We start from the raw sequence: 23,940 nt of genomic DNA, 5'->3' as shown, positions 1-23,940 counted from the left end.
TAGAAGAAAAGGAATATTTGCGTGAAACGTTACCCAAGAGATATGACCGGCTATGGTGGCGCTGTACCAGCGGCGCAATGGCCGAATGGCGCAAAAATCGCCGTTCAGATCGTGCTGAACTATGAAGAAGGTGGGGAAAACAATATTCTCCACGGTGATGCTGCGTCTGAAGCGTTCCTATCGGAAATCACCGGGGCCGCTCCTTGGCAGGGTCAACGCCATTGGAACATGGAATCGATCTATGAATACGGCAGCCGCGCCGGGTTCTGGCGTGTTCACAAACTGCTCAAAAACACGCCAATCACTGTTTATGGTGTAGCAACCGCTCTTATGCGGGCGCCCCAGCAGCTCAAGGCGATGAAGGAGGCGGGCTGGGAGATTGCCAGCCATGGTCTGAAATGGATCGAATACAAGGATATGGAGCCGCAGGAAGAGCGCGCCCAGATCCGTGAGGCAATCCGCCTTCATACCGAAGTGGTGGGGGAGGCCCCGCGCGGCTGGTACACCGGACGCTGCTCCATGAACACTGTGGACCTTGCCGCCGAGGAGGGCGATTTCGCCTATATCGCCGACAGCTATGCTGATGATTTGCCCTACTGGGTGCGGGCTGGCGGTAAGGACCAGTTGATCGTGCCTTACACGATGGACTGCAATGACATGCGCTTTGCGATTCAAGCGGGATACACGAACGGTGATCAGTTTGAGAGCTATCTCAAGGATAGCTTTGACATGCTCTATGCCGAGGGGGCCGAAGGTGCGCCCAAGATGCTTTCGATCGGCTTGCACTGTCGTCTCATTGGGCGTCCGGGGCGCGCAATGGCATTGAAACGCGCCTTGGAACATTTCGCGAAACACGACGGGGTCTGGTTCGCCACACGGGAACAGATCGCCGATCACTGGGCAAGCCTGCACCCGCCTGCCGAGGGGACCGCGCCATCTGAAATGGACAGGGAAACTTTTGTCGCGGAATTTGGTGGCATGTTCGAACACAGCCCTTGGATTGCCGAGGGTGCCTTTGATCTTGAGCTTGGTGCGACCCATGACAATGCAGCAGGCATTCACAACGCGCTGGCGCGTGTGTTCCGTAGCGCATCCGAAGAACAGCGGCTGGGTGTGCTGACCGCCCACCCTGATTTGGCGGGAAAACTGGCGGCAGCCGGGCGCCTCACAAAGGAAAGCACTGCCGAACAGGCGGGTGCCGGACTGGATTTGCTGACCGACGAAGAACGGGAGACCTTCCAGAACCTCAACGCTGAATACGTTGAGCGGCACGGCTTTCCTTTCATCATCGCCGTGAAGGACAACACCAAATCGAGCATTCTCGAAGCGTTTCACCGCCGTATCAAAAATAACCGCGATACCGAGTTCTCCGAAGCCTGCCGACAGGTTGAGCGCATTGCAGAACTGCGCCTGATTGAGAGGTTTGCATCATGAACACCGTTTTGACGGCAACCACAATTAATTGCGATGCCATTGCGGGGCTAGCAGAACTGATCGATGCATCAGACACGCCCGACAAGCTCATAAACCAAGGGCGTTGCGGACGTTTTCATGATCGGGCGACCCTCGACGTTGATGGTCGCGTAGGGGTCAGCGTCTTTCAATCCACATCGTTCTCCCTGCCTTTCAAAATGGAAATGATGGAGCGTCATCCTTTGGGCAGCCAAGCTTTTCTGCCGATGCAGGAAGGCGAATATCTGGTCGTGCTAGCCGAAGATAAAGACGGTGCTCCGGTTGCGCCCCGGGCCTTTATTGCTGGGCCGGGGCAGGGCGTGAACATCGGGCGCAACGTCTGGCACGGGGTTTTGTGTCCGCTGTCCGATCCGGGGCTTTTCATGGTTGTCGACCGCGTCGGCGAGGGGCCAAATCTGGAGGAACATTGGTTCGATGAGCCATTCATCATCGAGCGACAATAAATAACTCGGCAAAAAAAAACGCCGGCTCACGCATCCATAGGGAGGGACAATTATAATGTCTGATGCATCCATCGGAACGCCGGACCAACTCCGCGATCCAAATTACACCCCGCCGCTCACAAAAGCGGTGCCGCTGGGGATCCAGCACGTGCTGGCGATGTTCGTATCGAACGTCACTCCGGCGATCATCGTGTGCGGCGCTGCAGGTTTCGGCTTTGGCTCAAACAGCCCTGATTTCCCGCAAATGATCTACATGATACAGATGTCCATGTTCTTTGCCGGGGTCGCGACGCTGTTTCAGTCGGTCGGCGTAGGTCCGATTGGCGCGCGCTTGCCGATCGTGCAGGGCACATCGTTTGCCTTTATTCCAATTATGATCCCGCTTGTCGCCGGGAAGGGCGTGGACGCGATTGCGGTCCTGATGGGGGGTATCGTCGCCGGTGGCCTGTTCCACGCCTTTCTAGGGCTATTCATCGGGAGACTTCGTTTTGCACTGCCGCCGTTGGTCACTGGCTTGGTCGTGACCATGATTGGCCTGGCTCTGGTCAAGGTCGGTGTTCAATATGCGGCAGGGGGTGTGCCTGCAATCGGCACCGAAGAATACGGCTCCGGGCTCAACTGGTTCATGGCAGGTACCGTGATTTTGGTGACCCTTGGCCTGAAGTTCTTTACCCGCGGCATGCTTTCTGTGTCGGCCGTTCTGATCGGCCTTTTGGTTGGCTATGTCGTCGCCTTTGCGCTTGGTCAGGTCAATCTTGGCAACGTAGGTCAAGCGGCAAGCTTTGCGCTGCCGAACCCGCTACACTTTGGCATCGAATTCTCGGCCGCCGCGGTTATCGGCTTTTGTGCCATGTCTTTCGTCTCGGCCATCGAAACTGTTGGCGATGTTTCCGGGATCACCAAAGGGGGCGCAGGCCGTGAGGCGAGCGACCGCGAAATCCAAGGGGCGACCTATGCAGATGGGATCGGCACGGCCATCTCGGGCATGTTCGGCGCGCTGCCCAATACGTCGTTCAGTCAGAACGTAGGTCTCATCGCCATGACGGGTGTGATGAGCCGGATGGTCGTTACAATCGGGGCGATTTTTCTGATCATATGCGGTCTTGTTCCCAAAATCGGTGCGGTGATCTCTTCGATCCCGATCGAAGTGCTGGGCGGTGGTGTCATCGTGATGTTCGGCATGGTGGTCGCGGCTGGTATCTCGATGCTGTCCGATGTGAACTGGAACCGTCGCAACATGGTAATTTTTGCCATCGCGCTGTCGCTTGGTCTGGGCCTGCAGCTTGAGCCGGATGCGCTTCAGTATCTGCCGGGCACGCTGAAAGTCCTAGGGACTTCGGGCATTCTGCCCGCGGCCCTCATCGCCATCGTTCTTAACCTTGTGCTGCCCGAGGAGCTTTCGGGTGAAGCCACCGAGGAAGTCTCTGGCGGTATGGCAGGACAGGGGAGCGGATCACTCGCGCAGAGTGACCGCGTCTGATGTCGCTTTCGCGGTGAGATGATTGCTGCGGAATAGGAAAAGCGGCGCAGGTCTCTGCGCCGCATTTTTTTCGTGGGTAACTGCTAGGGCTGGAAGAAGTACGTGCCGGGATCGCCGGGTTTATCTCGGGACTTGGCCAGCCTAGCGGAAAGCAGCGTTAAAGGGGACGGCTCAAACCGATAAAGGATACATGGGGGTTTCAAAACACTAGGCGATGTCACGTCCAAAGGCCGCAACGATAGCTGCACCTGTACCAACGTGCAGCTCGCCAGCGCTGGTTTGCCCAAGGTTCAGACATCGCTCACAGAGGCGGCCCTCATCTGAAATATATCTTCAACCTTTCAGAGGTGCGTCATTCCCGGCAGATCACCGGCTTCTCGCCGCGAGACGTTCCGCCATTTCAAGCATGCGCGCAGAGAAGCCCCATTCGTTGTCGTACCACCCAAAGACGCGCAGCTGGCGCTGTTCGATCGATTGCGTTTCGGGAAGGGCGATCACCAGAGATTCAGGGCGGCTCCGAAAATCGGTCGAAACACAGGGGTCTTCTGTCAAGCCAATGAGGGTCGAGTCTGCAAAGGCTTCGCGCAAGAACTCGACAAAAGAACCTTCGGGCTTTTCCAAGATTTGCAGCGTCGCGTCGATTGCGGATACTGAGATGCAGGGAACCCGGACGGCGCTGACACTGAGGCGTCCGTGAAATTCTGGCAATACGTTAAAGATCTGATTAAGCGCGCTGGTTGTTGTCGGAACCATTGAGACAGCAGCAGCACGGCTTCTTTCAAGACTGGCACCGGGCTGGTCAACAGTCGGTTGGCTCCCGGTGTAGCAATGAATGGTCGTGATATGTGCTCTGGAAATTCCGAGCCCTAGATCAATCGTGCGGAGGAGGGGGGCGATCGCATTGGTCGTACAAGACGCATTGGAGACGATCCGCGCATCGCCAAGTTCTTGTTCATTGGCGCCCAAGACTACCGTCTTGTCGGCGACCTCGGACGGGCCGGAGATTAGAATGTTCGACGCCCCAGCGTCGATGCCTGCTTCTGCAAAATCTCTATCCCTGACTTTCCCGGTGCATTCCAAAACAACATCCACACCGCGTAAATCCAAAGCGCGCAGGTCCGGTTCGCAGGTAAAGGGGATGGGGCGACCGCCAATTATCATCTGGCGATCCCCCGTTTCTACTGGGAGAGGCAAAGGGCCGAAAACACTGTCGTAGCGCAGCAGGTACGCGCAAGTTTCGAGTGGCGCGATATCGTTGATGCCAACGACTTTGACGGCGGACTGGCTTTCATTTTGTAAAATCTGGCGCAGCAAAGTCCTGCCGATGCGCCCAAAACCGTTGATAAAGACACTTAGCTGGCGGGTCACGTTCAAGCTCCGTACATCAGGAAAAGGGCGGGCAGCCAGGCAGTCAGCACGCCGCTTAGGAGTGTGGCAACTGCTGTTTGGTCTTGAACCGGTTTCTTCATCGTCAAAGTGGCGAAATACATGAACCAAAGACCCGACCAAGTAAGCCAGCAAATGCCCAGCCAGATATCAATGAATTTCGCCGCAGAGGCGAGGGCTAAAAAGGCCTGAGGCAACACGGAAAGAGAGACAAACAGGCTGAACCATCCCAAACCGCGGCCATCGGCGCCATTCAACCGGTTAACCGCCACCCAAAGGTAGGTCGCGCTGAACAGCAGCGTCAGGGCAACAGAACGGACTTCATCCCCGGTCGTGGCGCGCACGAGTGACACAGCGGCGACTGTGGCGGTAATTGCCGCTGTGGCAAAGTTGATGACAACAATCTCTCGATCCGAGATGCGCCCAGACATCCAAAGACCATTCAACACAAGAACTGCCCCCACAAACAGCAGGGATATTGGCAAAAACATGAAACCTACCGTTTGTGCGCTGAAAGAAAGTCTTTAGGTTTCTGGGCCAGTTCAATGCGTCTTGGCTTAGAAGTCCACGTCGATTGCGACGCCCTGTTCAACGGCCAAATCAACGACTTTGGCCGCCACCGCGAGGTCCTGAAGGCCCACGCCGGTCCCGTCGAACAGTGTGATTTGATGATCCGACGTGCGGCCCGGATTGGTCCCATTGATGACCGCGCCAAGCTGGGCAACATCCGTGTCCTTGATAAGCCCTTCAGCAATGGCATGTTGCGCCTCGCCGATGCTCACGGACTGGGCGACCTCATCGGTGAACACGGAGGCGCGTGCCAGCAAGGCCGCTTCGACCTCCTGTTTGCCTTTGGTGTCGGTGCCCATACAGGCGATATGGGTTCCGGGGCTGACGTGATCGGCCATCAACGACGGTGAAAAGGCGGAGGTGATCGAGATGATGACGTCGGCTTCGGTCATGCCGGGCAGATCGACGGCTTCAAAGGGAACCCCCGCCTCATGCGCGACTTTCTCGATATTGGGCAGCATCTCTGGGTGGTAGTTCCAGCCGATCACCTTCTCGAACTTCCGCTGCTCCAATGCGGCCCGTAGCTGGAAGGTGGCTTGGTGGCCTGCGCCTACCATGCCGATGACGGTCGCGTTTTCACGTGCCAAGTGTTTGATTGAAACCGACGAAGCCGCCGCCGTACGCAACGCGGTCAGCAAGTTGCCCCCGACCATCGCTTTGACCTTGCCGGTGTCAGGGTCAAACAGGAATACGGTGGACTGGTGGTTGATAAGGTTGCGTTTTTCAAGATTGTTCGGCCAGTATCCACCGGCCTTCAATCCCAAGCTCAACCCGGCGCGATCAAATCCGCCTTTGAACCCGTAAAGCGCATCTTCGTGCCCAATCGCTTCGCGTACGACAGGGAAGTTGTAGGCATCACCGGAGGCCATTGCGGCAAAGACTTTCTCGATAGCATCAAAAGCTGCCTCGCGAGTCATTAGGTTGGCGATCTCACGTTCAGGTACGATCAGCATGTTTCTCTCCAAATATTTCGTTTCAGAAGACTCCGAGAGGTTCGCCAATGGCTTGAGAACGTCGCGTCGCAGGTTGCGGTGGAAAAGAGTATTCTGACACGCTTCAAATCAGTTCGCCCATGTGCCCGCCGGAAGCAGACACATGGGGCAGTTGTCTTACATCGCTAGATCAGTAGGCGTGACCGCGTGCCGAAACTGGCCAGAGGCACTCAACCTTGCCGTTGCGAACACCGACATACCAATCATGGACGTTGGCGGTCGGATCGCAGTGACCCGGAACCAGCTTCAGCTTGTCGTTGACCTTCAACGCGCCGTTTGGGTCCATCACGACCCCATGCTCGTCCGAACACTTGATATATTCGACATCATCGCGCCCGTAGATCACTGGCAGGCCGCTATCAACAGACTGAGCCTTGAGGCCAGCGTCGACGATCGCCTTGTCCGCCTTTGCATGGCTCATCACGCTTGTGAGGATGAAAAAGGCGTTCTCCCATTCCCCTTGGTCGATGCGTTTGCCGTCTTTGTCGAGGATGCGCCCATAGTCCGCGTCCATGAAGGCATAGGAGCCGCACTGCAGTTCGTTATACACACCCGAGTTGGACTCGAAATAGTAGGAGCCAGTGCCGCCACCGCCGACGATGTCACAGTCCAAACCTTCGGCCTTCAACGTATCGACCGCGTCTTTGACCATCGCTACGGCGATATCGATCTTCTCCTTGCGTTCGTCATAGCTGTCGAGGTGCTGCATTGCGCCTTGATAGGCTTGCAGGCCGGAAAACTTAAGCCCCTCGGCACCGTCGATGGCCTTGGCAATCGCCACCACGTCAGGCGTGGTGGTCACACCGCAGCGCCCCGCGCCACAATCGATTTCGACAAGACATTCGATTTCAGTGCCATGTTTTTGCGCCGCCGATGACAGATCAGCCACATTGGCAAGGTCGTCAACGCAACAGATCGTGCGGGCGCCAAGCTTGGGGAGACGGGCGAGGCGGTCGATTTTGGCGGGATCGCGCACTTGGTTCGAGACGAGGATATCTTTGATGCCGCCCCGCGCAAAGACCTCGGCCTCTGAGACTTTTTGGCAGCAGACACCGCATGCACCGCCGAGCTTTTCTTGAAGCCTTTGGACATCGACCGACTTGTGCATCTTGCCGTGGGTCCGGTGGCGCATGCCATGTTCCTTGGCGTAGTCGCCCATCTTCTTGATATTACGCTCCAGCGCATCAAGATCAAGCACAAGGCTCGGGGTTTGGACGTCGGCCTCGTCCATGCCCGGTTTTGCCGGGATATCGTAGCCCACTTCGAATTCGTCGAGATTGGTCATATCTTTCATGTCCGTGCTCCTTCGTTTTTCAGTCGATATTTGAGATCAGGCGGCGTTCAGCCACGGCAGCTTGTCGAGATCGACATTGCCCCCCGTGATGATCAGGCCGACGCGCTTGCCCCTAAAGGCTTCGGGGTTCTTGAGAACTGTCGCGAGCGGCACAGCAGAGGATGGCTCCATGACCACGCGCAGATGCTTCCAGGTCAGCTTCATCGCCTCAATGATCTCTTGCTCTGACGCCGTGTAGATTTCGGACACGTGGTTTGAGACGAAATGCCAAGTCAGGTCCTTGAGCGGGACCAGAAGCCCGTCGGCAATGGTCTTGGGGGCATCGTCGGCGATAATATGGCCCGCCTTGAAGCTGCGGTAAGCGTCGTCTGCCTGTTCAGGCTCGGCCGCGATGATATGAGTTTCGGGCGCGAGGGTCGCGAGGGTGAGGCAGGTGCCCGATATCATGCCACCGCCCCCAATTGGCGCCACCACAGCATCAAGACCATCCGTCTGCTCAATGAATTCTTTCGAACATGTGCCCTGTCCGGCGATCACTCGGGGATCGTTGTAGGGGTGTACGAAATCGCCCCCTGTCGCAGCTTGCACCTCGGCAAAGGTCGCCTCACGGGAACTGGTCGACGGCTCGCATTCGGTAATGACACCGCCAAAACGGCGCACCGTATCCTTCTTTGCCTGAGGGGCTGTGCGGGGCATCACCACGTTGCATGGAATGCCGCGCTTCATAGCGGCATAAGACAGGCAGGATGCATGATTGCCCGAGGAATGTGTTGCGACGCCTTTGGCCGCCTGCTCCTCGCTAAGCCCGAACACCGCGTTCGAGGCGCCCCTCACCTTAAAGGCACCCGGCTCTTGAAAGTTCTCGCATTTGAAGAACAGCTCGCAACCGGCAAGTTCGTTGAGGTAGTCCGAGGTGCGGATCGGCGTGCGGCGAATATAGGGGCCGATCCGTGCGTGGGCGTCTAACATGTCCTCGTACGTCGGGATGTACATCTGGCAATCCTTCATTACGCCGCGTCTTTTTGCGCTGCTGCGGTATGGCCGCGATAGTATTCTTGGGCCGCCGCGACCCCGGAGCCGAGTTTGATGTCCAATCCAAGATCGACCATGCACATTTCTGCGGTCGCGATGCCAGAGAGTGCCATGACATCCGTCAAGCTGCCGAGGTGGCCAATCCGGAAGACCTTGCCCGCGACCTCACCGAGCCCCACGCCAAAGGCCACGCCATACTTGTTGGCGGCATGTGTCACGATATCGGTGGCGTTGAAGTCTTCGGGCGTCCGAATGGCGCTGACAGTGTCAGAGTAAACCGAAGGGTCCGTGGCGCAAAGATCAAGGCCCCAAGCGCCCACCGCCGCGCGCACACCCTCCGCAATCCGGAAGTGCCGGGCAAACACGTTCTCCAGACCTTCGGTCAGCAGCATGTTGCAGGCTTGGTTCAGACCGTTCAGCAGTCCCACAGCAGGCGTATAGGGATAGGCGTTGTTTGCGTAGCCTTTGGCCATGTCGTGTACGTCGAAAAACGTGCGGGGCAGAGTGGCGGTTTTGGTGGCCTCCATCGCCTTGGGTGAGAAGCCAACGATGGCGAGGCCAGCGGGCAGCATGAAGCCTTTCTGTGACCCGGTCACGGCAACATCCACGCCCCATTCGTCGAAACGGAAATCCATTGAGGCAATTGACGAAACACCATCGACCAGCAGCATCGCTGGATGGCCCGATGCGTCCAGCGCACGGCGCACGGCCGCAATGTCTGATTTCACGCCGGTGGCTGTTTCATTATGCGTGGCGAGAACGGCCTTGATCTCATGGCTTTTGTCAGCGGTCAGGATCTCTTCGTAGCGATCCGCTGGGATCCCTGCGCCCCATGCGGTTTCGACTGTCTGCACAGCAAGACCATGACGCTGGCACATATCGATCCAACGATGGCTGAACATACCGTTGCGTGCAGCAAGCACTTTGTCACCCGATGAGAGCGTGTTGGTCAGCGCAGTTTCCCACCCCCCCGTGCCGGTGGACGGAAAAATGAAGATTTCTGCGTTGTCGCTTTTGAGGATCTTACGAACACTTGCGCGAGCGGGATGTAGAATTTGCCCAAACAGCGGTGACCGGTGGTCGATCGTAGGCATGTCGCAAGCCTTGCGCAGGCTCTCGGGAATGTTGGTCGGGCCCGGGATGAAAACGGGATTTTGAAAGCTCATGGACGGTCTCCTTCCGTTGTTGGCTTCACAATAGACCGGACCAGGGCGAACCGATATTTTTTTGAAATAGGGTTTCAGTTTTTGGGTTAATGCGTAAAGATGAGTGTTGTCAGTGCGTTATATTTTTCACATGGTGATTTCGTCTTTCACATAGAAACGAAGGGTTCTTATGGAATCTCGAGACAATGGTTCAGGAACTGGTCGGAAAGCACGCGGAAGGCCCCGTGGCTGGACGGACAAGACCGCGCAGAACACGATCAAATCGCTCGACCGGGCCATGGAGGTGTTCGAGTATCTCAGCGAAGCGCAGGGCAAGCCGCTCTCTAAGTTGGCAGATGAGATGCGCCAATCGCCAGCGACCGTCTACCGTATCCTTGTAACCCTTGAGGGCAGGGGGCTGGTCGAATTCGATCACGAAGAGCAGGTTTGGTACATTGGTCCGCGCGCGTTTGTGATCGGCGCGCGTTTCCTTCGGCGCACAAGTCTTGTCGATCGAGCGCGACCCATCATGCGAAAGCTGATGGAAACGACCGGTGAAACAGCTAATATCGGCGTCGGAAAAGAAGAGGCGGTCCTGTTTCTGAGCCAAGTGGAGACACATGCGAACATCCGCGCCTTTTTCCCGCCCGGCAGCCTTTCTCCGATGCATGCATCCGGCATTGGCAAGGCGTTGCTCGCATATATGGATCCTGAGCGTTTGGACAAACTACTCTCGAAGGGGCAGATGACGCGGTTTACCGCACATACGATCATCGATCCGACGGCCCTGCGCCAGAATCTCGAAGCCATTCGGGAAAGCGGCTTTTCAGTTGATAATGAAGAGAGGAACGAAGGCATGCGCTGTATCGCGGCGCCGGTATTCGACATGAATGGCGAAGCTGTCGCGGGAATCTCGATATCCGGGCCAACAAGCAGGGTCGGCGCGTCCGAGGTCGAAGAATTGAGCCGCCCCGTCATCAAGGCGGCTCACCAATTGAGCTTCGCAATCGGGGGCAGCGTTACTCGGCCGCAGCCTTGAGGCGCTGATGTTGAGGGTATGACGCGGCGCCGGGACGGAGCGCCATATGGCGATTTACGTCCTTGTAAAGCAGGTACCGGAACCGCCCCGGGCCACCCGCATAGCATGCCTGGGGGCAAAAAGCGCGGAGCCACATGTAATCGCCAGCCTCGACCTCGACCCAATCATTGTTTAGATTGTAAACGGCTTTGCCCTCCAACACATAGAGCCCGTGCTCCATCACATGTGTCTCAAGAAAGGGAATGACGCCGCCCGGTTCGAATGTCACAATCGTGACATGCATGTCGTGGCGCAGGTCGGATGGGTCGACAAAGCGGGTCGTCGACCATTTGCCATCTGTGCCCGGCATGGGCGTCGGTTCGATGTCGTTTTCGTTCAGGACCAACACATCGGGCATATCCAACCCTTCGACGGCCTCATATGCCTTGCGCACCCAATGGAAGCGCAAGACTTCATCGCCTTCGTTTCGCAGGGTCCAGGCGCTCGACGGGGGCAGGTATGCGTAACCGCCCGGGCTCAGCTCGTAAGTCTCGCCCCCGACACGCAAAGTGGCCGCGCCCTCCACAACGAATAATACGCCCTCGGCTTCCGGGTCCAATTCAGCCTTTTCAGAACCGCCTCCGGGCTGTACCTCCATGATGTATTGCGAAAATGTCTCGGCGAAGCCGCTCATCGGGCGCGCGATGACCCACAGGCGCGTATCCTCCCAAAAGGGCAAAAAGCTGGTGACGATATCCCGCATCGTACCTTTTGGGATGACCGCATAGGCATCCTTGAAAACTGCGCGATCAGTGAGAAGCTGCTCTTGCCCGGGATGTCCCCCGTGTGGCGCGAAATATTTGGTGCTCATGGATGCTCCGGAAGAAAAAGACTGTTTATGCGAGAGTATTCGATGCGGCTAGGGGGCGACCACCAGCAAAGTGACGACAACTCTATTCGGTGAGATTTGAAAATAGGCGTGATAGGGCCAATGTCGATTGCTTCAGGTTAGATGCCCGCCTGTTTTCAAGATCGCCAGAGGCGTTCGAGGTGTCGCCCCGGACGTCCATTGAGACACGCAGCATCAGTCCCGGCGGTATTGCCGCTTTCAGCCCATGAAGGCATGAGCTGCCCTTCAATTGGCGTCCGGCTGATTTTCGGGGCGTGCGGCGTCAAAGGCCGGGAGGCGCAGGGCCTCCTTTTCGATCTCAAGCAGCCGCGCGAAGGGTGTCATCTCAACGCCCCACCGGTGGGCGTTGTAAAGCTGCGGGATAAGGCAAAGGTCGCAAAGCAGCGGGTGATCGGCAAAGCTGAATTTCGGGCCGTCCGGCAGCAGCGCTTGATAGGCGTGCAGCCCTTCAGTCATCCAATGGCGCATCCATGCTGTTCCATCATCCGCGGTCAGTCCGTGATGGGTTTTCAGGTGGCTGACCACCTTGAGGTTGTTGATCGGATGAATGTCCGTCGCGATCACCTGTGCGGCGGCCAGTACCTGAGCCCGCTCAAACGCAGGCTCGGGCAAAAGGGCAGGGTCTGGCGCGATCTCGTTTAGATAGGCCATGATTGCCAGCGATTGGGTCAACGCCCGCCCGTCTTCAAGAAGCAAGGTTGGCACCCCCTTGATGGGGTTCTTGGCTGCATAGTCTGGGCTGCGTTGGTCCCCGGCCACGAGGTCCACCGGGACTATCCGATAGGGGAGACCCTTGAGATTCAGCGCTATCCGCACGCGGTAGGATGTGGTCGAGCGCCAGTAGGAATAAAGCGTAAGCATCGCGCTATTTCATACCCGGCGTGCTGTCGAACTTCATTTTCATATCCGCCCAGCCGTCGATGTAATCATCCTGAGGCTGTGCCTCTCCTCTGGAAAGCGGCACCCCGTAAAGGCCATAGCTGCAGTTATGCGGGCTGTTCATGACTTGGGGCAGGGCATCGGGGAGCGCTTTGGGCTCGAAATAGTCGCCACCGGGCATACAGCTGGGCCTGTCCCCTCTGGTCGGATTGAGCCCGTTTTTGTCAGTGCCAGTCATCAATCTTTCCCCTCCCCTCGATCCTTCATGCGTCGGCCATAAACCATGCCAGAACCGCCGTTTCAGAATCGTTACAATTGCAACTAATAGGGAGCCGTGGGACAATCCGTCAAGAAAATTCCAGGTGCAACGATCGCGGGAGGGCCGTTCCGGATGGCATCGGATGACTTCAACCTGTCGGACTTCCTCCCCTACAGACTGTCCGTATTGGCCGCGCACAACCCGGTTGCAGGGCGCTTTAGATGAACAAACGGACGAGCTCTGAACGACGGGTCAACGAAATTAACCGACGTTGGCCGCGTAGAGCTTGCCGATTTCCTCTGCCGTTTCGGTCAGTTTTTTCAAATGCGCTTTGGCGATGGCGGCGACGCTATGCTGTTCGGCCAGCCAAATCAGGCTAACCGCGCCGACAGCATGACCCTGTGCGCTTATGGCGACCGCAATCGCGCTTGGAATGCCGCCGTAATCCACCGCACGCCCCCAATAGCCGTCCTCTCGGATGGCGAAACCCTGCGCGCGCACCTCGCGCAACTTTGCTGGCAGCGCCAAGGCAGCGGTGCGGTCTTTGCCGGTGGTGTGGACGGCCAAACGGGCGGAATATTCTGCCTCCTGCGCGGGCTCCAGTGCCGCCAGAAAAGCGCATCCCAGTGCAGAGCGGAAAGGCGAGGGCCTGTAGCCAATGCAATCGGGGAAGATACCGTGGATTGAAAAGTTCCGCGTTGTGTCCACAATCTCGACCCGGCCATTGCCGATTGGCGCAGCAAGGTCCACGCCAAGTCCGGTGGCATCAGAGAGCGATAGGATTGCAGAGGCACCTGCTTCGACCAGCGTGTCTATCGACGTAGGGCGGGAATTTACCCGCGGGAAACGGGAGCCGACCCTGTAGCGGCTGTCGCTCCTGCTTTGGGTCAGCCAGCGCTGCTGGACCAATGTGGCGCAGATGCGCAGGATTGTCGGCTTGGGCAAGCCGGTGCGCTCGGCCAGAAAGGCCAAGGAACACACGCCATTGCTGGAGATAACTTCGAGGATGTTGAGCCCGCGTTCAACGGAGCGGTTTAATTTCGTCATAGCGTTCCACCTGGTGAAATCCATGTTGGACCGTTACCCCTTCGCTGTCTAGTTTTTGCGCAATCACGGCAGGGGCGGAGGAGGTCTTTGCCGGGGTGCCGCATTTAGGGGGGATGAGGACCGATGCAAAACCTGCTTTCAAAATCCGTGACCGGATTGAACCTTGCGCTATCGGGACTGATCATCGCCGTCGTTTTCTACGTTTCCGTCTTTGGCGTGTTCAGCGAGTCCTATCTGCGCGTCGGGATGCTGCTGGTCGGAGGGTTGTTGATCCTGTTGACCCAGATGGAACGCGGCCAAACTGGCGCTGAAAAACCTTTGGCCTTGCTTACGGCGGCGCTATTGGGGGTCTCGGTCTTTCAATACTTTCGCGCAGCGGCAGAGATCGAAACCGGGCTGTATTTCCTGACCTCCACCGACATTTGGCTGGGCACTTTGGGGCTGATCGCCGTGATCGAACTTACGCGCCGGTCTGTTGGCATGGTCATGGCAAGCGTTGCGGCCCTTGTGCTGCTTTATGGGGCCTTTGGGCAATATGCACCGGGGTTCATGCGCCATGCAGGCATGACCTCAGAAGAGTTGATCCAAGTTCTATGGTATTCCTTTGACGGGGTCTTTGGCCGCCCCATGGCGACAGTCGTCTCGACCATCCTGATCTTTATCGTTTTCGGCGCTTTCCTTGAGTTTCTCACGATCGACCGGGTGCTGGTAAAGCTGGCGCTTGCGGCGACCGGGCGGGTCCGTTCGGGGCCAGCGGCGGCGGCGACCATTGCCAGCGGATTGTTCGGCACGATTTCCGGCAGCGCGGTGGCCAATGTCGTCGGCACCGGCGTCATTACGATACCGCTGATCAAGAAGCGCGGGTTCAAAGCGCATTTTGCCGGAGCGGTCGAAGCCGCGGCCTCAAGCGGGGGGCAGATCACGCCGCCCATCATGGGGGCCGTGGCCTTTATCATGGCCGATGTCACCGGTGAGCCCTATCTGACCATCTGCGCGGCGGCCGCCGTTCCGGCGATCCTTTATTACGTTGGGTTGTTCATGGCGACCTCAAGTGCGGCGCGGAGCATGGATCTGGACGTTTCCGAACAGCCAAAGCCCAGTTTCGTTTGGCGTGAGCTTGCGCAGATCATTGTCTTTATGCTGTCGCTGACAGCCATCGTCATTGCCATGGTCGGCGGCTCTTCTCCGGCCTATGCAGGCTTTATCGGCGTGGCCTTTGCCGTCGTGCTTGGTTTCGCGATCAAGCCGGGCCTTTTGACCGATGTATCGTCGTGGGTCAGGTTCGTTCGCTCGGCGGGCCTGATCTCGGCCCAGCTTGTGGTGATCGTGGGCGCGGTTGGTATCATCATCGGTATTTTGAACCTGACCGGCGTCGGCCTGCGGTTCGCGTCGCTGGTGGCGAGCTATGCGGATGGGCAGTTGGCGATTTCGCTGTTGCTGATGGCCGTGGCCTGTCTGCTTTTGGGCATGGGGATGCCCACCGTGCCTGCCTATCTGATCATCGTGCTGGTCATGGGGCCAGCGCTGCAACGGCTCGGCGTGCCGATCATTCACACGCATATGTTCGTGCTCTATTTCGGCGTGCTCTCTGCGGTAACGCCGCCTGTGGCGCTTGCGGCATTTGCTGCGGCACCCATTGCCGGGGCAGGGGCCATGCGCACGGCGATCGAGGCGTCACGACTGGCATTGCCCGGTTTCGTGATCCCTTTCGCGTTTATTTATCAGCCGGCCATGCTGCTTGGGACGGGCTACCCGCTGGTACAGTCCGCGCAGTCGATCCTGTTCGTTACTTTGGCGGTGCTGCATATCTCGCGCGCCTGCTACCCGGCGAAAGGCAAGGCGGGCTATGCGCCCTTGGGCCTCGGGATTGCCTTTGCCCTTTTGTTTTTCGGACCGCTGGTGTCGTGGATTGCCGTGGCAGCCACCGTGGCGCTTTGGTCCGCCGTTCGGTTCGGGGCGTTCATGACGCCCGAAGTTTCATAATCCAGAGGAGGACAACCCATGACCAACCCAACATTCTCACGCCGTAGTTTTTTAGGCACCGCCACAGGTGCCGCCGCGCTCGCCGCTTTGCCCGGCGGGGCTTTTGCGAAAGATATCCTGCGCATGTCGACGCTTGGGCCTGGCACTAGCCCGAACCTTGTGATGACCACCTTCGCGAGCATCGTGAACGGCGCGCTGCCAGACTATGAGATTCAGTTGAACGCGACGGGCGCTGCCACGCGCCATGTGCTTGAAGTGGCCATGGGACGCAGCGATTTCTGCATGTCCTCGCCCGCCATCCATGCGCTGATGCGCCGCCAGGCCGCCATGTATGAGAAGATCGAACAGGCGCCTGAACTGGTCAACAACCTGCGCACCGTGCTGAACTTTCCGATGGGTGTCTATCACATCGCCGTTTACGATTCCTCTGGTATTACATCGATAGATCAGATCGCCGGCAAGCGCGTGTTCCTTGGCCCCCCCGGAGGCGCGGCCTACGCCACGATGGCACGTCTGTTCAAAGCCGTGGCCGGGCTGGAAGAGGGCACTGATTACGAAGCCGTCAAACTCGGCTGGGACGCGGCCGCGGCGGCGTTCCAAGACGGCAACCTCGACGTGTACTGTAATCCCACCAATGCCCCCAGCCCCGCGCTGACCCAAATCGCGGTGACCAACAAGATCCGCTTCCTTGGTATACCTGCCGATACGCTTGAAACCGAAGGCGTTCAGGCGCTTGTTGGCCGCCCGGGCTTCAGCGCGGCCACGCTGCCTGCGGGCATCTATGGCGACAATCAGGCCAATGAGGGGGATGTCACGACACTGGGCGTCACCGTTGGGATCGTCACCAACAAGGACGCGGACGAGGAGATGATCTATCAGATGACCAAAGCCTTCTACGAGGGTGTCAAAGAAGCGGGCGAAAGTGCACCTTGGCTGCGGGCAATCACGCCAGCGGGCGCTGTGCAAGACATCAACCTGCTGCTGCACCCCGGCGCTTTGCGTGCCTTGACCGAACTGGGGGTCGAAATCCCTGACGCGGCGAAAGCCTAACCTCAAGGACCGGGGCGCGCCCAGCCCCGGTCCCCTCTGCTATAGCTTAAATACACCTCGGACCCGGACGCCATCATGACAAAAAACGTACTCTTCATCATGTGTGATCAACTGCGATGGGATTACCTGTCCTGCGCAGGGCATCCGGGGCTTGATACGCCGCATATTGACGCTTTGGCCAAACGCGGCGTGCGGTTTGATCGCGCCTATGTGCAGTCGACGATCTGCGGCCCATCGCGCATGTCTTTCTACACGGGCCGCTACGTCAGTTCGCATGGATCGACGTGGAACAACGTGCCGCTGAAAGTAGGCGAGATGACCCTGGGCGACCATTTGCGCCCCCTGGGCGTGCGCACGGCACTCTGCGGCAAGACCCATATGAGCGCCGATGCCGCGGGGATGAAACGCCTCGGTTTGGCCCCCGACAGCACCATCGGCGCTTTGGTGTCTGAATGTGGTTTCGAGCCTTATGAGCGCGACGACGGGCTGCACCCAAGCACCAGTTACGGCAAGCGCAACAAAGCCTATGATGACTACATGAAAGACCGCGGCTGGGAGGATGAAAACCCTTGGGACAGCGTCGCCAACAGTGGCGAGGATGCAGACGGCAACATCCTGAGCGGCTGGTTCCTCGACAATTCGGACGCCAAGGCCCGTGCATCGGATGAAGAGAGTGAGACCCCCTATATCACCCGCCGTGCGATGGACTTCATTCAAGAGGCGGGCGACACACCATGGTGCCTGCACCTGAGCTACATCAAACCGCACTGGCCCTATATCGTGCCCGAACCCTACCACGATATGTACCCGCCAGAGACCCATCAGCCGGTGCTGCGCAGCGCGGGCGAAAAGACGGACCCGCATCCGGTCTTCGGCGCCTTCATGGAAGAGCGGGTGTCCAAAGCCTTCACCAGTGACATCACCCGGACCAAGGTGATCGGCGCCTATATGGGGTTGATCAAACAGATCGACGATCAGATGGGCGAACTTATGGCGTTTCTGGACGCCAAGGGTTTGACTGATGAGACGATGATCGTCTTCACCTCGGATCACGGCGACTATCTGGGCGATCACTGGCTTGGCGAGAAGGAGTTGTTCCACGACCCTTCAGCACGCATTCCCCTGATCGTTGTCGACCCAAGCAAGGAGGCGGATGCCACACGCGGCACGGTGTCAGACGCGCTGGTCGAAGCGATTGATGTGGTGCCGACCATCCTCGACTATTTCGATGGGGCCGCTGTTCCGCATATCATCGAGGGCAAGTCCCTGCGTCCGCTCATGCAGGGCAAGGCGGACTCCTTGCGCGATTTTGTCATCTCCGAATACGACTACTCCTTCCGCCAAGCCCGCCGTCGTTTGGGCGTGAGCGTTGCCGAGGCCAAACTGACGATGCTTTTTGATGGACGTTGGAAATACGTCTTTGCCGAAGGCTTCCGCCCGATGCTGTTCGATTTGCAGGCCGATCCGGATGAGTTCAACGATCTGGGCGATGATCCGCATTCCGCGCAAGAATGCGAACGGCTGCAAAACCTGTTCTTTCAATGGACCCGCCGCATCAGCCAGCGCACTACGATGTCCGACGCTGAAATTGAAGGGCGCGGGGTCGACCTCAACGAAGCGCGGGCGGGTGTGCTGATCGGCTTTCCGACGGAGGCCGACCTTGAAGCTGCCTTTGCAGCGGCAGGCGAGAAGCCCAAGAGGTAGGGGCGGCTGCGCATGCCATAGCACCGCGAAGGTCTGTGGCATGCGTTGTTGATCTGGGCCATCAACGCCACTGCTGAGCTGGCGTTCTATGCCTAAGGCCTCAATGTGGCCGGTTGCGACCTGCCTGAGCGGCCTGTTCGCGGGGCGGCCAAGTCGATCGGATGTAGGCGAGAATGTCCCAGATGTCCGCGTCCGACAGCACCCCTTCAAAGGCGGGCATTCCGCTGGCGAAATCATCAATCCCGCGCGCGGCCAATGCGGCGCTGCCGCCGCGCTTGGTATATTCAAAGAGCAGGGCATTGTCGTGGTGCCAGGTATGGCCTGTGGCATCATGAGGGGGTGCTGGCAGAATGCCGTCCTCATCCGGTGTCCGCCAGTCAGGCTGGCCTTCGAGGTTGGCGCCATGACAGGCCGCGCAGGTCTCGGCATAGAGCGTGCGACCCGCATCGATGTCGCGGCCCTCAAGTTCGTGGCCCGCCTGCGCCGTGGTCGCCCAGACAAGGGCAAGAAGTGAATATCGTATCATGTGACCTCTACCCATGTTCGCATCCCTCCGATGGCATGGCTTAGCATATGGCAGTGGATCAGCCAGCGGCCTGGATTGTCGAAAACGCACAGCACATCCCGGCTTTCACCGGCCGCCACCAAAGTCGTATCGCGCAGATCGCCAAGGCTTTCATCGGCGGCAAGTTCATAAAAATGATGGCCGTGCAGATGGATGCCATGCGGAAAGGCGGTATCATTCACGAATGTAATACGTACCGTTTCGCCGCGTTCGATGGCGGCGAAGGGCGCGTCCGGAAGGTCCGAGACATCGTTGAAGGACCAGATGTTGGCGCCGCCGTGCCGCCCGCCCATGGCACCGCCCATCATGGTCAGCGTCAGGTGCTGGGAGGGGGCACCCGGTGCCGGGAGGTCCGGTGCCGCCAAGGTCGGCAGAGGCCCCGATTGCCGATCCGTATTCTCGCCAGAGATGGACAATTCGGCCAGACGGTAAGGTTCCTGTCGCGTGGGCATGTCAAAGCCGACCGGGCCGGTGACATCGACGATCAGGTCGGCCCGCTGGGCCGGCGCCAGAACGAGGTCAGAGGCCGCGCGGGGTTGGCGCAGTGCCATGCCGTCCAGGGCGACAACCGAACCAGAAACGCCAGAGATGCTTAGGGGGAAAATACGATTCGTCGCCGCATTGATCAGCCGCAGGCGGATGCGATCACCTTGCTGCACCTCGCTTCGCGAGAGGAAGCCGCGGGCGAAATTGCCCATATAGCCCGCATGGGCGACGCTATGCATGTCGGTGAATTCATCAACAAGGCTGCCATCTTCGTCGATGATCCAATCGGACAGGATCACGGTGATGTCATGATCCAGATCGAGGGGGGCGTCGTCTTCGACGATCAGCGGCCCCATCAAGCCGCGCGCCACCTGCTCTTGCGAGATATAATGCGAATGATACCAATAGGTCCCCGCATCGGGCGGCACGAAGCTGTAAGTCTTGCTGTCACCGGGGTTGATGAGGTCTTGCGTCAGCACCGGGACACCGTCCATCCGGTTTTCCAACCGGATGCCATGCCAGTGAACGGCGGTGCCCTCTTCAAGTCCGTTCTCGACCTCAATCGATGCCCGCGCACCCCGTTTAAGCCTGATCTCTGGTCCCGGCATCGAGCCGTTGAACCCCAGCATTGCGGTGGTGCCTTCGCCTTCGGGAAGGATTTGCTGGCTTACCGTTTCGGCCTTCAGCTTCAATGGCGTCTGGCCAGCAAAGCCCGGAAGGGGCAGAACCGCAGCGGCGGAAACGCTGGCGAGGAATTGTCTTCTGTTCATGTCATGCCTTATCGGGATGAATTGCGGTTGATGCTGCCACGGGGCACAGGGCGCGCCGATGTCCGAGGCGTGTTAGTATGTCCTGCCGGGGCCAATTCCAACTGTCGATGACGGGTTGGAGGTGGCCCGCCTATGCGCTCTCTATCGGGAAAGAGAATGGGCCGAACCATTTGGGTCACCCCTTGTCCGACAGGGGGGCGCGTCCCGCCATGACCTGCAGCACGAAGCTGCCTGACGCCGTAATCATCAGAAAGCCGTGAAATGCCTCTATCCCGGTGATGAAGCGCAGATGCCCCATAGGGGTCAAATCGCCGCGCCCCAAGGTGGTGAAGTTGACCAGCGAGAAATAGAAATAATCCATCATTGTGGGGGGCTTGCCCGCCGGGCCGGATTCGTTCAGCGCGCCGATTTCCAAACCCTGCACGGCCCAGAGGAAGAACAGCGTATAGATTAAAGCCTCGATGACATGCGCGATTGTGATTGCGCCGACGGCCAAGCCTAGGTTCTGGCCATGCGCAGCTCTCTTGCGCTGCGCGATGGTATCGGAAACCCGTTTGAGCACGAGATAGTGGATCGCCGTGCAGATGCTGACGACCAGAACGGATAGAAGCATTGCTTGGATCATGAAGGGGCAACCTGTTTTGTGGGGGAGGGGGGCGTTTCCTGGAGCGATTACGCCGGGGCGGCGTTTGATCTGGTTGCAGGGCCTATCGCTAAGCCCTTCACAGCCGCAGTTTGCGGGGCGTCCGCCGGCACCCATGCGTCATCCATCAAATCCTCAATGAAGGTGCTGAGCAACTGGGTGCGCCCGGTAACGGCAGCCTTGCGATAAATCGCGTTTGTTTGCGCTTTGATCGTCCCCTCAGAAGTGCCGCGCAGGTCCGCAATGTCGCGGGTGCTCAGGCCCTTGACCAAAAACACCGCTACATCCCGCTCGGCGGGGGTCAGACGCCAATCGGTGAAATGCTGCGTCATCACCATCGAAAACTCCGAGGTGCATCGGCGCATCTTCTCTTCGGCGAGCCGCGCACGTTGCAGACTTGTTCTGAGGGCGATCCAGCCAAGCGCCACGCCGAGGTTCAACCCGATGGCCAAGATCGTTTGCTGATACTCATGGCTCTGCCAGATCAGAAATTCAGGCTCCATTCCCATAGCGTCCAACAAGAAGCAGACGGTAAAGAAGATTGCCACAATTGCCTGTAGTGCAGCGATGGCCCAAAGGGCGATGGTTCCACGCGTTCTCATTGCTCGAACTGCCTTTTTTTGGTGGAAAGAGCAGGGCCAGCCCGTTCGCCGGCCCTGCTGTCGGCGCTTACTTCATCGCTGTGACGGTCAGCTTGCCTTTCACACGGTCGGCCACGAATTCGATGTTCTGGCCTTCCTTCATATTGGCGATCAGCGTCTCATCGGCTTTGAACACCATGGTCATCGACGGCATGTCGAGGTTCTCGAGGGGCCCGTGGATGATCGTCACCTTCTTGCCCTTGGCGTCGACCTTCTTGATCTTCCCGGTTGAGTAGACGGCAGGTGTCTCGGGAGCCTCATCAGACTGCGCCACGGTGATCGGGCCATGCATGCCGGATTCGTAGTGGCCGGGGATCAGGCAGGCGAATTCAAACGTACCTTCGTTGGCGAAGGTCCAGATCACCTCGCCCTCCATGCCGGAGTCGAGACGCACCGAGTTCGGGTCGTCATGCTCCATGTCCATCTTGGCCATGGATTCCTTGTGCTCGGCATTGCCTTCCATCGTGTCGATCACGAACTCATGCTCGATCTCGCCCTTGTTGGTGACGGCAAAGCGGATGGTCTCGCCTTCCTTGATGTCGAACGCGGCGGGCTCGAAAATCATCTCGCCGTCGTCGGTTTCGCGCATGGTCACGTCGATGGTGCGGTCCACGGCTTCGGCCTTGCCAGGCATGCCGATGGCCATCTCTTTGTGCATGTCGCCGTGGCCATCATCGTCATGACCGCCGCCATGGGTGCCCGCGGCAAAGGCGGGGGCGGTGATGAGAAGGCTGAGGGCGGTCGAAAGAAGAAGTTTGTTCATGGTGTTTCCTGTATGGTTTTAGAGGTCATTATGGTCCAAGGGCCGCTTAGCCCTCGGAGGTTGGTTTCGGCGTGATCTTGGTTTTTGGGCTGTGGTTCTGCGCGAATTCCGGCAGCTCGCCCGTCCATTCATACGCCTCGGTGCCCGGAGGGTTTTCATACCAGCCGGGATCTTCGTAGTCGTCCGCGTCGATGCCTTGGCGCACCTTCACGACCGAGAACATGCCGCCCATTTCCAGTGGGCCATGTGGCCCCCAACCGGCCATCATCGACACGGTGTTGTTAGGCAGCGGCATCGACATTTCGCCCATATCTGCCATGCCCGCCGTGCCCATGGGCATGAACTCGGGCTGCACGCGGCGGACCTGACGTGTCATGTTGGAACTGCTGGTGCCAATGAGCGTCGGCACGTCATGGCCCATGGCGTTCATCGTGTGGTGCGACTTGTGGCAATGGATTGCCCAGTCGCCCAGATGGTCGGCCACAAACTCATAGGCGCGCATGGCGCCCACGGGGATGTCGATCGAAACCTCGGGCCATTGCGCCGATTCCGGCACCCAGCCGCCATCGGTGCAGGTGACCTTGAAGTCATAGCCATGCATGTGGATCGGGTGGTTGGTCATCGTGAGGTTGCCCACGCGGACCCGTACCTTGTCACCCTGATTGACCACCAGCGGGTCAATGTCGGGGAAGATGCGGCTGTTCCAAGTCCACAGGTTGAAATCCGTCATCGTCATGATGCGGGGTATGTAGGTGCCCGGATCAATATCAAAAGCGTTCAGCATGATCAGGAAGTCCCGATCGACGCGCATAAAGTCCGGATCCTTGGGGTGAACCACGAACATGCCCATCATGCCCATCGCCATCTGCACCATCTCATCGCCATGCGGGTGGTACATGAAGGTGCCGGATTTGGTCAGATCGAACTCATAGACAAAAGTCTTGCCCGGCGGGATGCCCGGATGGCTGAGCCCGCCGACGCCGTCCATGCCCGAGGGCAGGATCAGCCCGTGCCAATGCACGGTGGTATGCTCGGGCAGGCGGTTGGTGACATAGATGCGCACCCGGTCACCCTCGACCGCCTCAATGGTGGGGCCGGTGGACTGGCCGTTATACCCCCAGAGCCGTGCGACCATCCCGTCGGCCAGTTCGCGCTCCACCGGTTCTGCGACGAGATGGAATTCTTTCACACCGTTGTTCATCCGGTGCGGCAGGGTCCAGCCGTTGAGCGTGACTACGGGGTTGTAATCCGGCCCCGAGGTGGGGCGGGTTGGCGATTGGGTCAGCGCGCTGTCCATGACGGCGGCTTCGGGCAGGCCCATATTCATGGTCTGCCCCCATGCTTTGGAGGACACGAGCGTTGCACCCGCAGCACCGGCCCCCAGCAGTTGACGTCTGTTCATCATCT

At 58.6% G+C, this 23,940-nt stretch carries 23 protein-coding genes; 7 read left to right on the top strand and 16 right to left on the bottom strand.

Annotated elements, in window-relative coordinates:
- Nucleotides 1-21 precede the first annotated feature (21 nt).
- From puuE to T8A63_RS14625, 3 genes are read left to right on the top strand one after another with little or no spacing between them, the layout of a single operon-like run.
- Nucleotides 22-1,434: an allantoinase PuuE gene (puuE, locus tag T8A63_RS14635; protein WP_322344223.1), complete on the top strand. Its 1,413-nt coding sequence runs from the start codon at nucleotides 22-24 to the stop codon at nucleotides 1,432-1,434.
- Nucleotides 1,431-1,916, top strand: coding sequence for an ureidoglycolate lyase (locus T8A63_RS14630; RefSeq protein ID WP_322344222.1), 486 nt, complete (start codon nucleotides 1,431-1,433; stop codon nucleotides 1,914-1,916). The genes puuE and T8A63_RS14630 overlap by 4 nt, the downstream gene beginning before the upstream one ends.
- Nucleotides 1,917-1,971: 55 nt before the next feature.
- Nucleotides 1,972-3,396: a uracil-xanthine permease family protein gene (locus tag T8A63_RS14625; RefSeq protein WP_300056600.1), complete on the top strand. Its 1,425-nt coding sequence runs from the start codon at nucleotides 1,972-1,974 to the stop codon at nucleotides 3,394-3,396.
- A gap of 366 nt (nucleotides 3,397-3,762) precedes the next feature.
- Here the strand turns inward: T8A63_RS14625 and T8A63_RS14620 are convergent, their stop codons facing one another.
- From T8A63_RS14620 to bhcA, 6 genes are all read right to left on the bottom strand, one after another.
- Complete coding sequence (locus tag T8A63_RS14620) at nucleotides 3,763-4,764, bottom strand: type I glyceraldehyde-3-phosphate dehydrogenase (RefSeq protein WP_322344221.1); 1,002 nt, start codon at nucleotides 4,762-4,764, stop codon at nucleotides 3,763-3,765.
- Between the two features lie 2 nt (nucleotides 4,765-4,766).
- On the bottom strand, nucleotides 4,767-5,273 hold the full coding sequence (locus T8A63_RS14615; RefSeq protein WP_322344220.1) for an AmiS/UreI family transporter: 507 nt from the start codon (nucleotides 5,271-5,273) through the stop codon (nucleotides 4,767-4,769).
- 66 nt (nucleotides 5,274-5,339) lie between these two features.
- A complete protein-coding gene (gene bhcD / locus T8A63_RS14610) occupies nucleotides 5,340-6,305 on the bottom strand; it encodes an iminosuccinate reductase BhcD (protein ID WP_120350345.1) in 966 nt (321 codons plus the stop codon).
- A 169-nt stretch (nucleotides 6,306-6,474) separates the two neighbouring features.
- Nucleotides 6,475-7,638 (bottom strand): 3-hydroxy-D-aspartate aldolase BhcC, encoded by a 1,164-nt coding sequence (gene bhcC / locus T8A63_RS14605; RefSeq protein ID WP_322344219.1) that lies wholly within the window; start codon nucleotides 7,636-7,638, stop codon nucleotides 6,475-6,477.
- A 36-nt stretch (nucleotides 7,639-7,674) separates the two neighbouring features.
- Complete coding sequence (gene bhcB / locus T8A63_RS14600) at nucleotides 7,675-8,646, bottom strand: beta-hydroxyaspartate dehydratase BhcB (protein WP_322344218.1); 972 nt, start codon at nucleotides 8,644-8,646, stop codon at nucleotides 7,675-7,677.
- Nucleotides 8,646-9,836: an L-aspartate--glyoxylate aminotransferase BhcA gene (bhcA, locus tag T8A63_RS14595; protein ID WP_260011620.1), complete on the bottom strand. Its 1,191-nt coding sequence runs from the start codon at nucleotides 9,834-9,836 to the stop codon at nucleotides 8,646-8,648. Before bhcA ends, bhcB begins: the two co-directional genes overlap by 1 nt.
- Before the next feature lie 169 nt (nucleotides 9,837-10,005).
- On the opposite strand from bhcA, the gene bhcR reads away from it, so the two are divergent.
- A complete protein-coding gene (gene bhcR / locus T8A63_RS14590; protein ID WP_322344217.1) occupies nucleotides 10,006-10,854 on the top strand; it encodes an HTH-type transcriptional regulator BhcR in 849 nt (282 codons plus the stop codon).
- On the opposite strand, the gene T8A63_RS14585 is transcribed toward bhcR, so the two are convergent.
- The 4 genes from T8A63_RS14585 to T8A63_RS14570 all read right to left on the bottom strand — a co-directional run bounded on the left by T8A63_RS14585 (nucleotide 10,835) and on the right by T8A63_RS14570 (nucleotide 13,928).
- On the bottom strand, nucleotides 10,835-11,704 hold the full coding sequence (locus tag T8A63_RS14585) for a bifunctional allantoicase/(S)-ureidoglycine aminohydrolase (RefSeq protein ID WP_120350349.1): 870 nt from the start codon (nucleotides 11,702-11,704) through the stop codon (nucleotides 10,835-10,837). The two genes, bhcR and T8A63_RS14585, sit on opposite strands and share 20 nt — an antisense overlap.
- A gap of 264 nt (nucleotides 11,705-11,968) precedes the next feature.
- Nucleotides 11,969-12,604: a maleylacetoacetate isomerase gene (maiA, locus tag T8A63_RS14580; RefSeq protein WP_322344216.1), complete on the bottom strand. Its 636-nt coding sequence runs from the start codon at nucleotides 12,602-12,604 to the stop codon at nucleotides 11,969-11,971.
- A 4-nt stretch (nucleotides 12,605-12,608) separates the two neighbouring features.
- Nucleotides 12,609-12,860 carry a homogentisate 1,2-dioxygenase gene (locus T8A63_RS14575; RefSeq protein ID WP_416153215.1) on the bottom strand — a complete coding sequence of 84 codons (252 nt, stop codon included), beginning with the start codon at nucleotides 12,858-12,860 and terminating at the stop codon, nucleotides 12,609-12,611.
- Between the two features lie 282 nt (nucleotides 12,861-13,142).
- Entirely contained in the window at nucleotides 13,143-13,928 is a 786-nt protein-coding gene (locus T8A63_RS14570; RefSeq protein WP_067628559.1) for an IclR family transcriptional regulator, read from the bottom strand.
- Nucleotides 13,929-14,051: 123 nt separating this feature from the next.
- On the opposite strand from T8A63_RS14570, the gene T8A63_RS14565 reads away from it, so the two are divergent.
- From T8A63_RS14565 to T8A63_RS14555, 3 genes are all read left to right on the top strand, one after another.
- Nucleotides 14,052-15,911, top strand: coding sequence for a TRAP transporter fused permease subunit (locus T8A63_RS14565; protein ID WP_322344215.1), 1,860 nt, complete (start codon nucleotides 14,052-14,054; stop codon nucleotides 15,909-15,911).
- Between the two features lie 18 nt (nucleotides 15,912-15,929).
- On the top strand, nucleotides 15,930-16,961 hold the full coding sequence (locus T8A63_RS14560) for a TAXI family TRAP transporter solute-binding subunit (RefSeq protein WP_300056578.1): 1,032 nt from the start codon (nucleotides 15,930-15,932) through the stop codon (nucleotides 16,959-16,961).
- Between the two features lie 75 nt (nucleotides 16,962-17,036).
- A complete protein-coding gene (locus tag T8A63_RS14555) occupies nucleotides 17,037-18,665 on the top strand; it encodes an alkaline phosphatase family protein (protein WP_322344214.1) in 1,629 nt (542 codons plus the stop codon).
- A gap of 100 nt (nucleotides 18,666-18,765) precedes the next feature.
- On the opposite strand, the gene T8A63_RS14550 is transcribed toward T8A63_RS14555, so the two are convergent.
- The 6 genes from T8A63_RS14550 to T8A63_RS14525 form a co-directional block, all read right to left on the bottom strand.
- Complete coding sequence (locus tag T8A63_RS14550; RefSeq protein WP_269343479.1) at nucleotides 18,766-19,191, bottom strand: c-type cytochrome; 426 nt, start codon at nucleotides 19,189-19,191, stop codon at nucleotides 18,766-18,768.
- Nucleotides 19,188-20,486, bottom strand: a complete 1,299-nt coding sequence (locus T8A63_RS14545; protein WP_322344213.1) for a multicopper oxidase family protein — start codon at nucleotides 20,484-20,486, stop codon at nucleotides 19,188-19,190. Before T8A63_RS14545 ends, T8A63_RS14550 begins: the two co-directional genes overlap by 4 nt.
- Nucleotides 20,487-20,661: 175 nt before the next feature.
- Entirely contained in the window at nucleotides 20,662-21,111 is a 450-nt protein-coding gene (locus T8A63_RS14540; RefSeq protein WP_322344212.1) for an ion channel, read from the bottom strand.
- A gap of 47 nt (nucleotides 21,112-21,158) precedes the next feature.
- The gene (locus T8A63_RS14535) at nucleotides 21,159-21,731 is read right to left on the bottom strand and encodes a helix-turn-helix transcriptional regulator (RefSeq protein WP_322344211.1); all 573 of its coding nucleotides are present in this window, start codon (nucleotides 21,729-21,731) and stop codon (nucleotides 21,159-21,161) included.
- Nucleotides 21,732-21,798: 67 nt separating this feature from the next.
- Nucleotides 21,799-22,533 carry a copper-binding protein gene (locus tag T8A63_RS14530; protein WP_322344210.1) on the bottom strand — a complete coding sequence of 245 codons (735 nt, stop codon included), beginning with the start codon at nucleotides 22,531-22,533 and terminating at the stop codon, nucleotides 21,799-21,801.
- Between the two features lie 46 nt (nucleotides 22,534-22,579).
- On the bottom strand, nucleotides 22,580-23,938 hold the full coding sequence (locus T8A63_RS14525; RefSeq protein WP_322344209.1) for a copper oxidase: 1,359 nt from the start codon (nucleotides 23,936-23,938) through the stop codon (nucleotides 22,580-22,582).
- Nucleotides 23,939-23,940 lie beyond the last annotated feature (2 nt).

Origin of the sequence: Sulfitobacter sp. OXR-159, assembly GCF_034377145.1 — a bacterium.
Classification (GTDB): domain Bacteria; phylum Pseudomonadota; class Alphaproteobacteria; order Rhodobacterales; family Rhodobacteraceae; genus Sulfitobacter.
The sequence above is the reverse complement of the archived record's forward strand: the minus strand, read 5'-3'. Positions and strand labels throughout refer to the sequence as shown.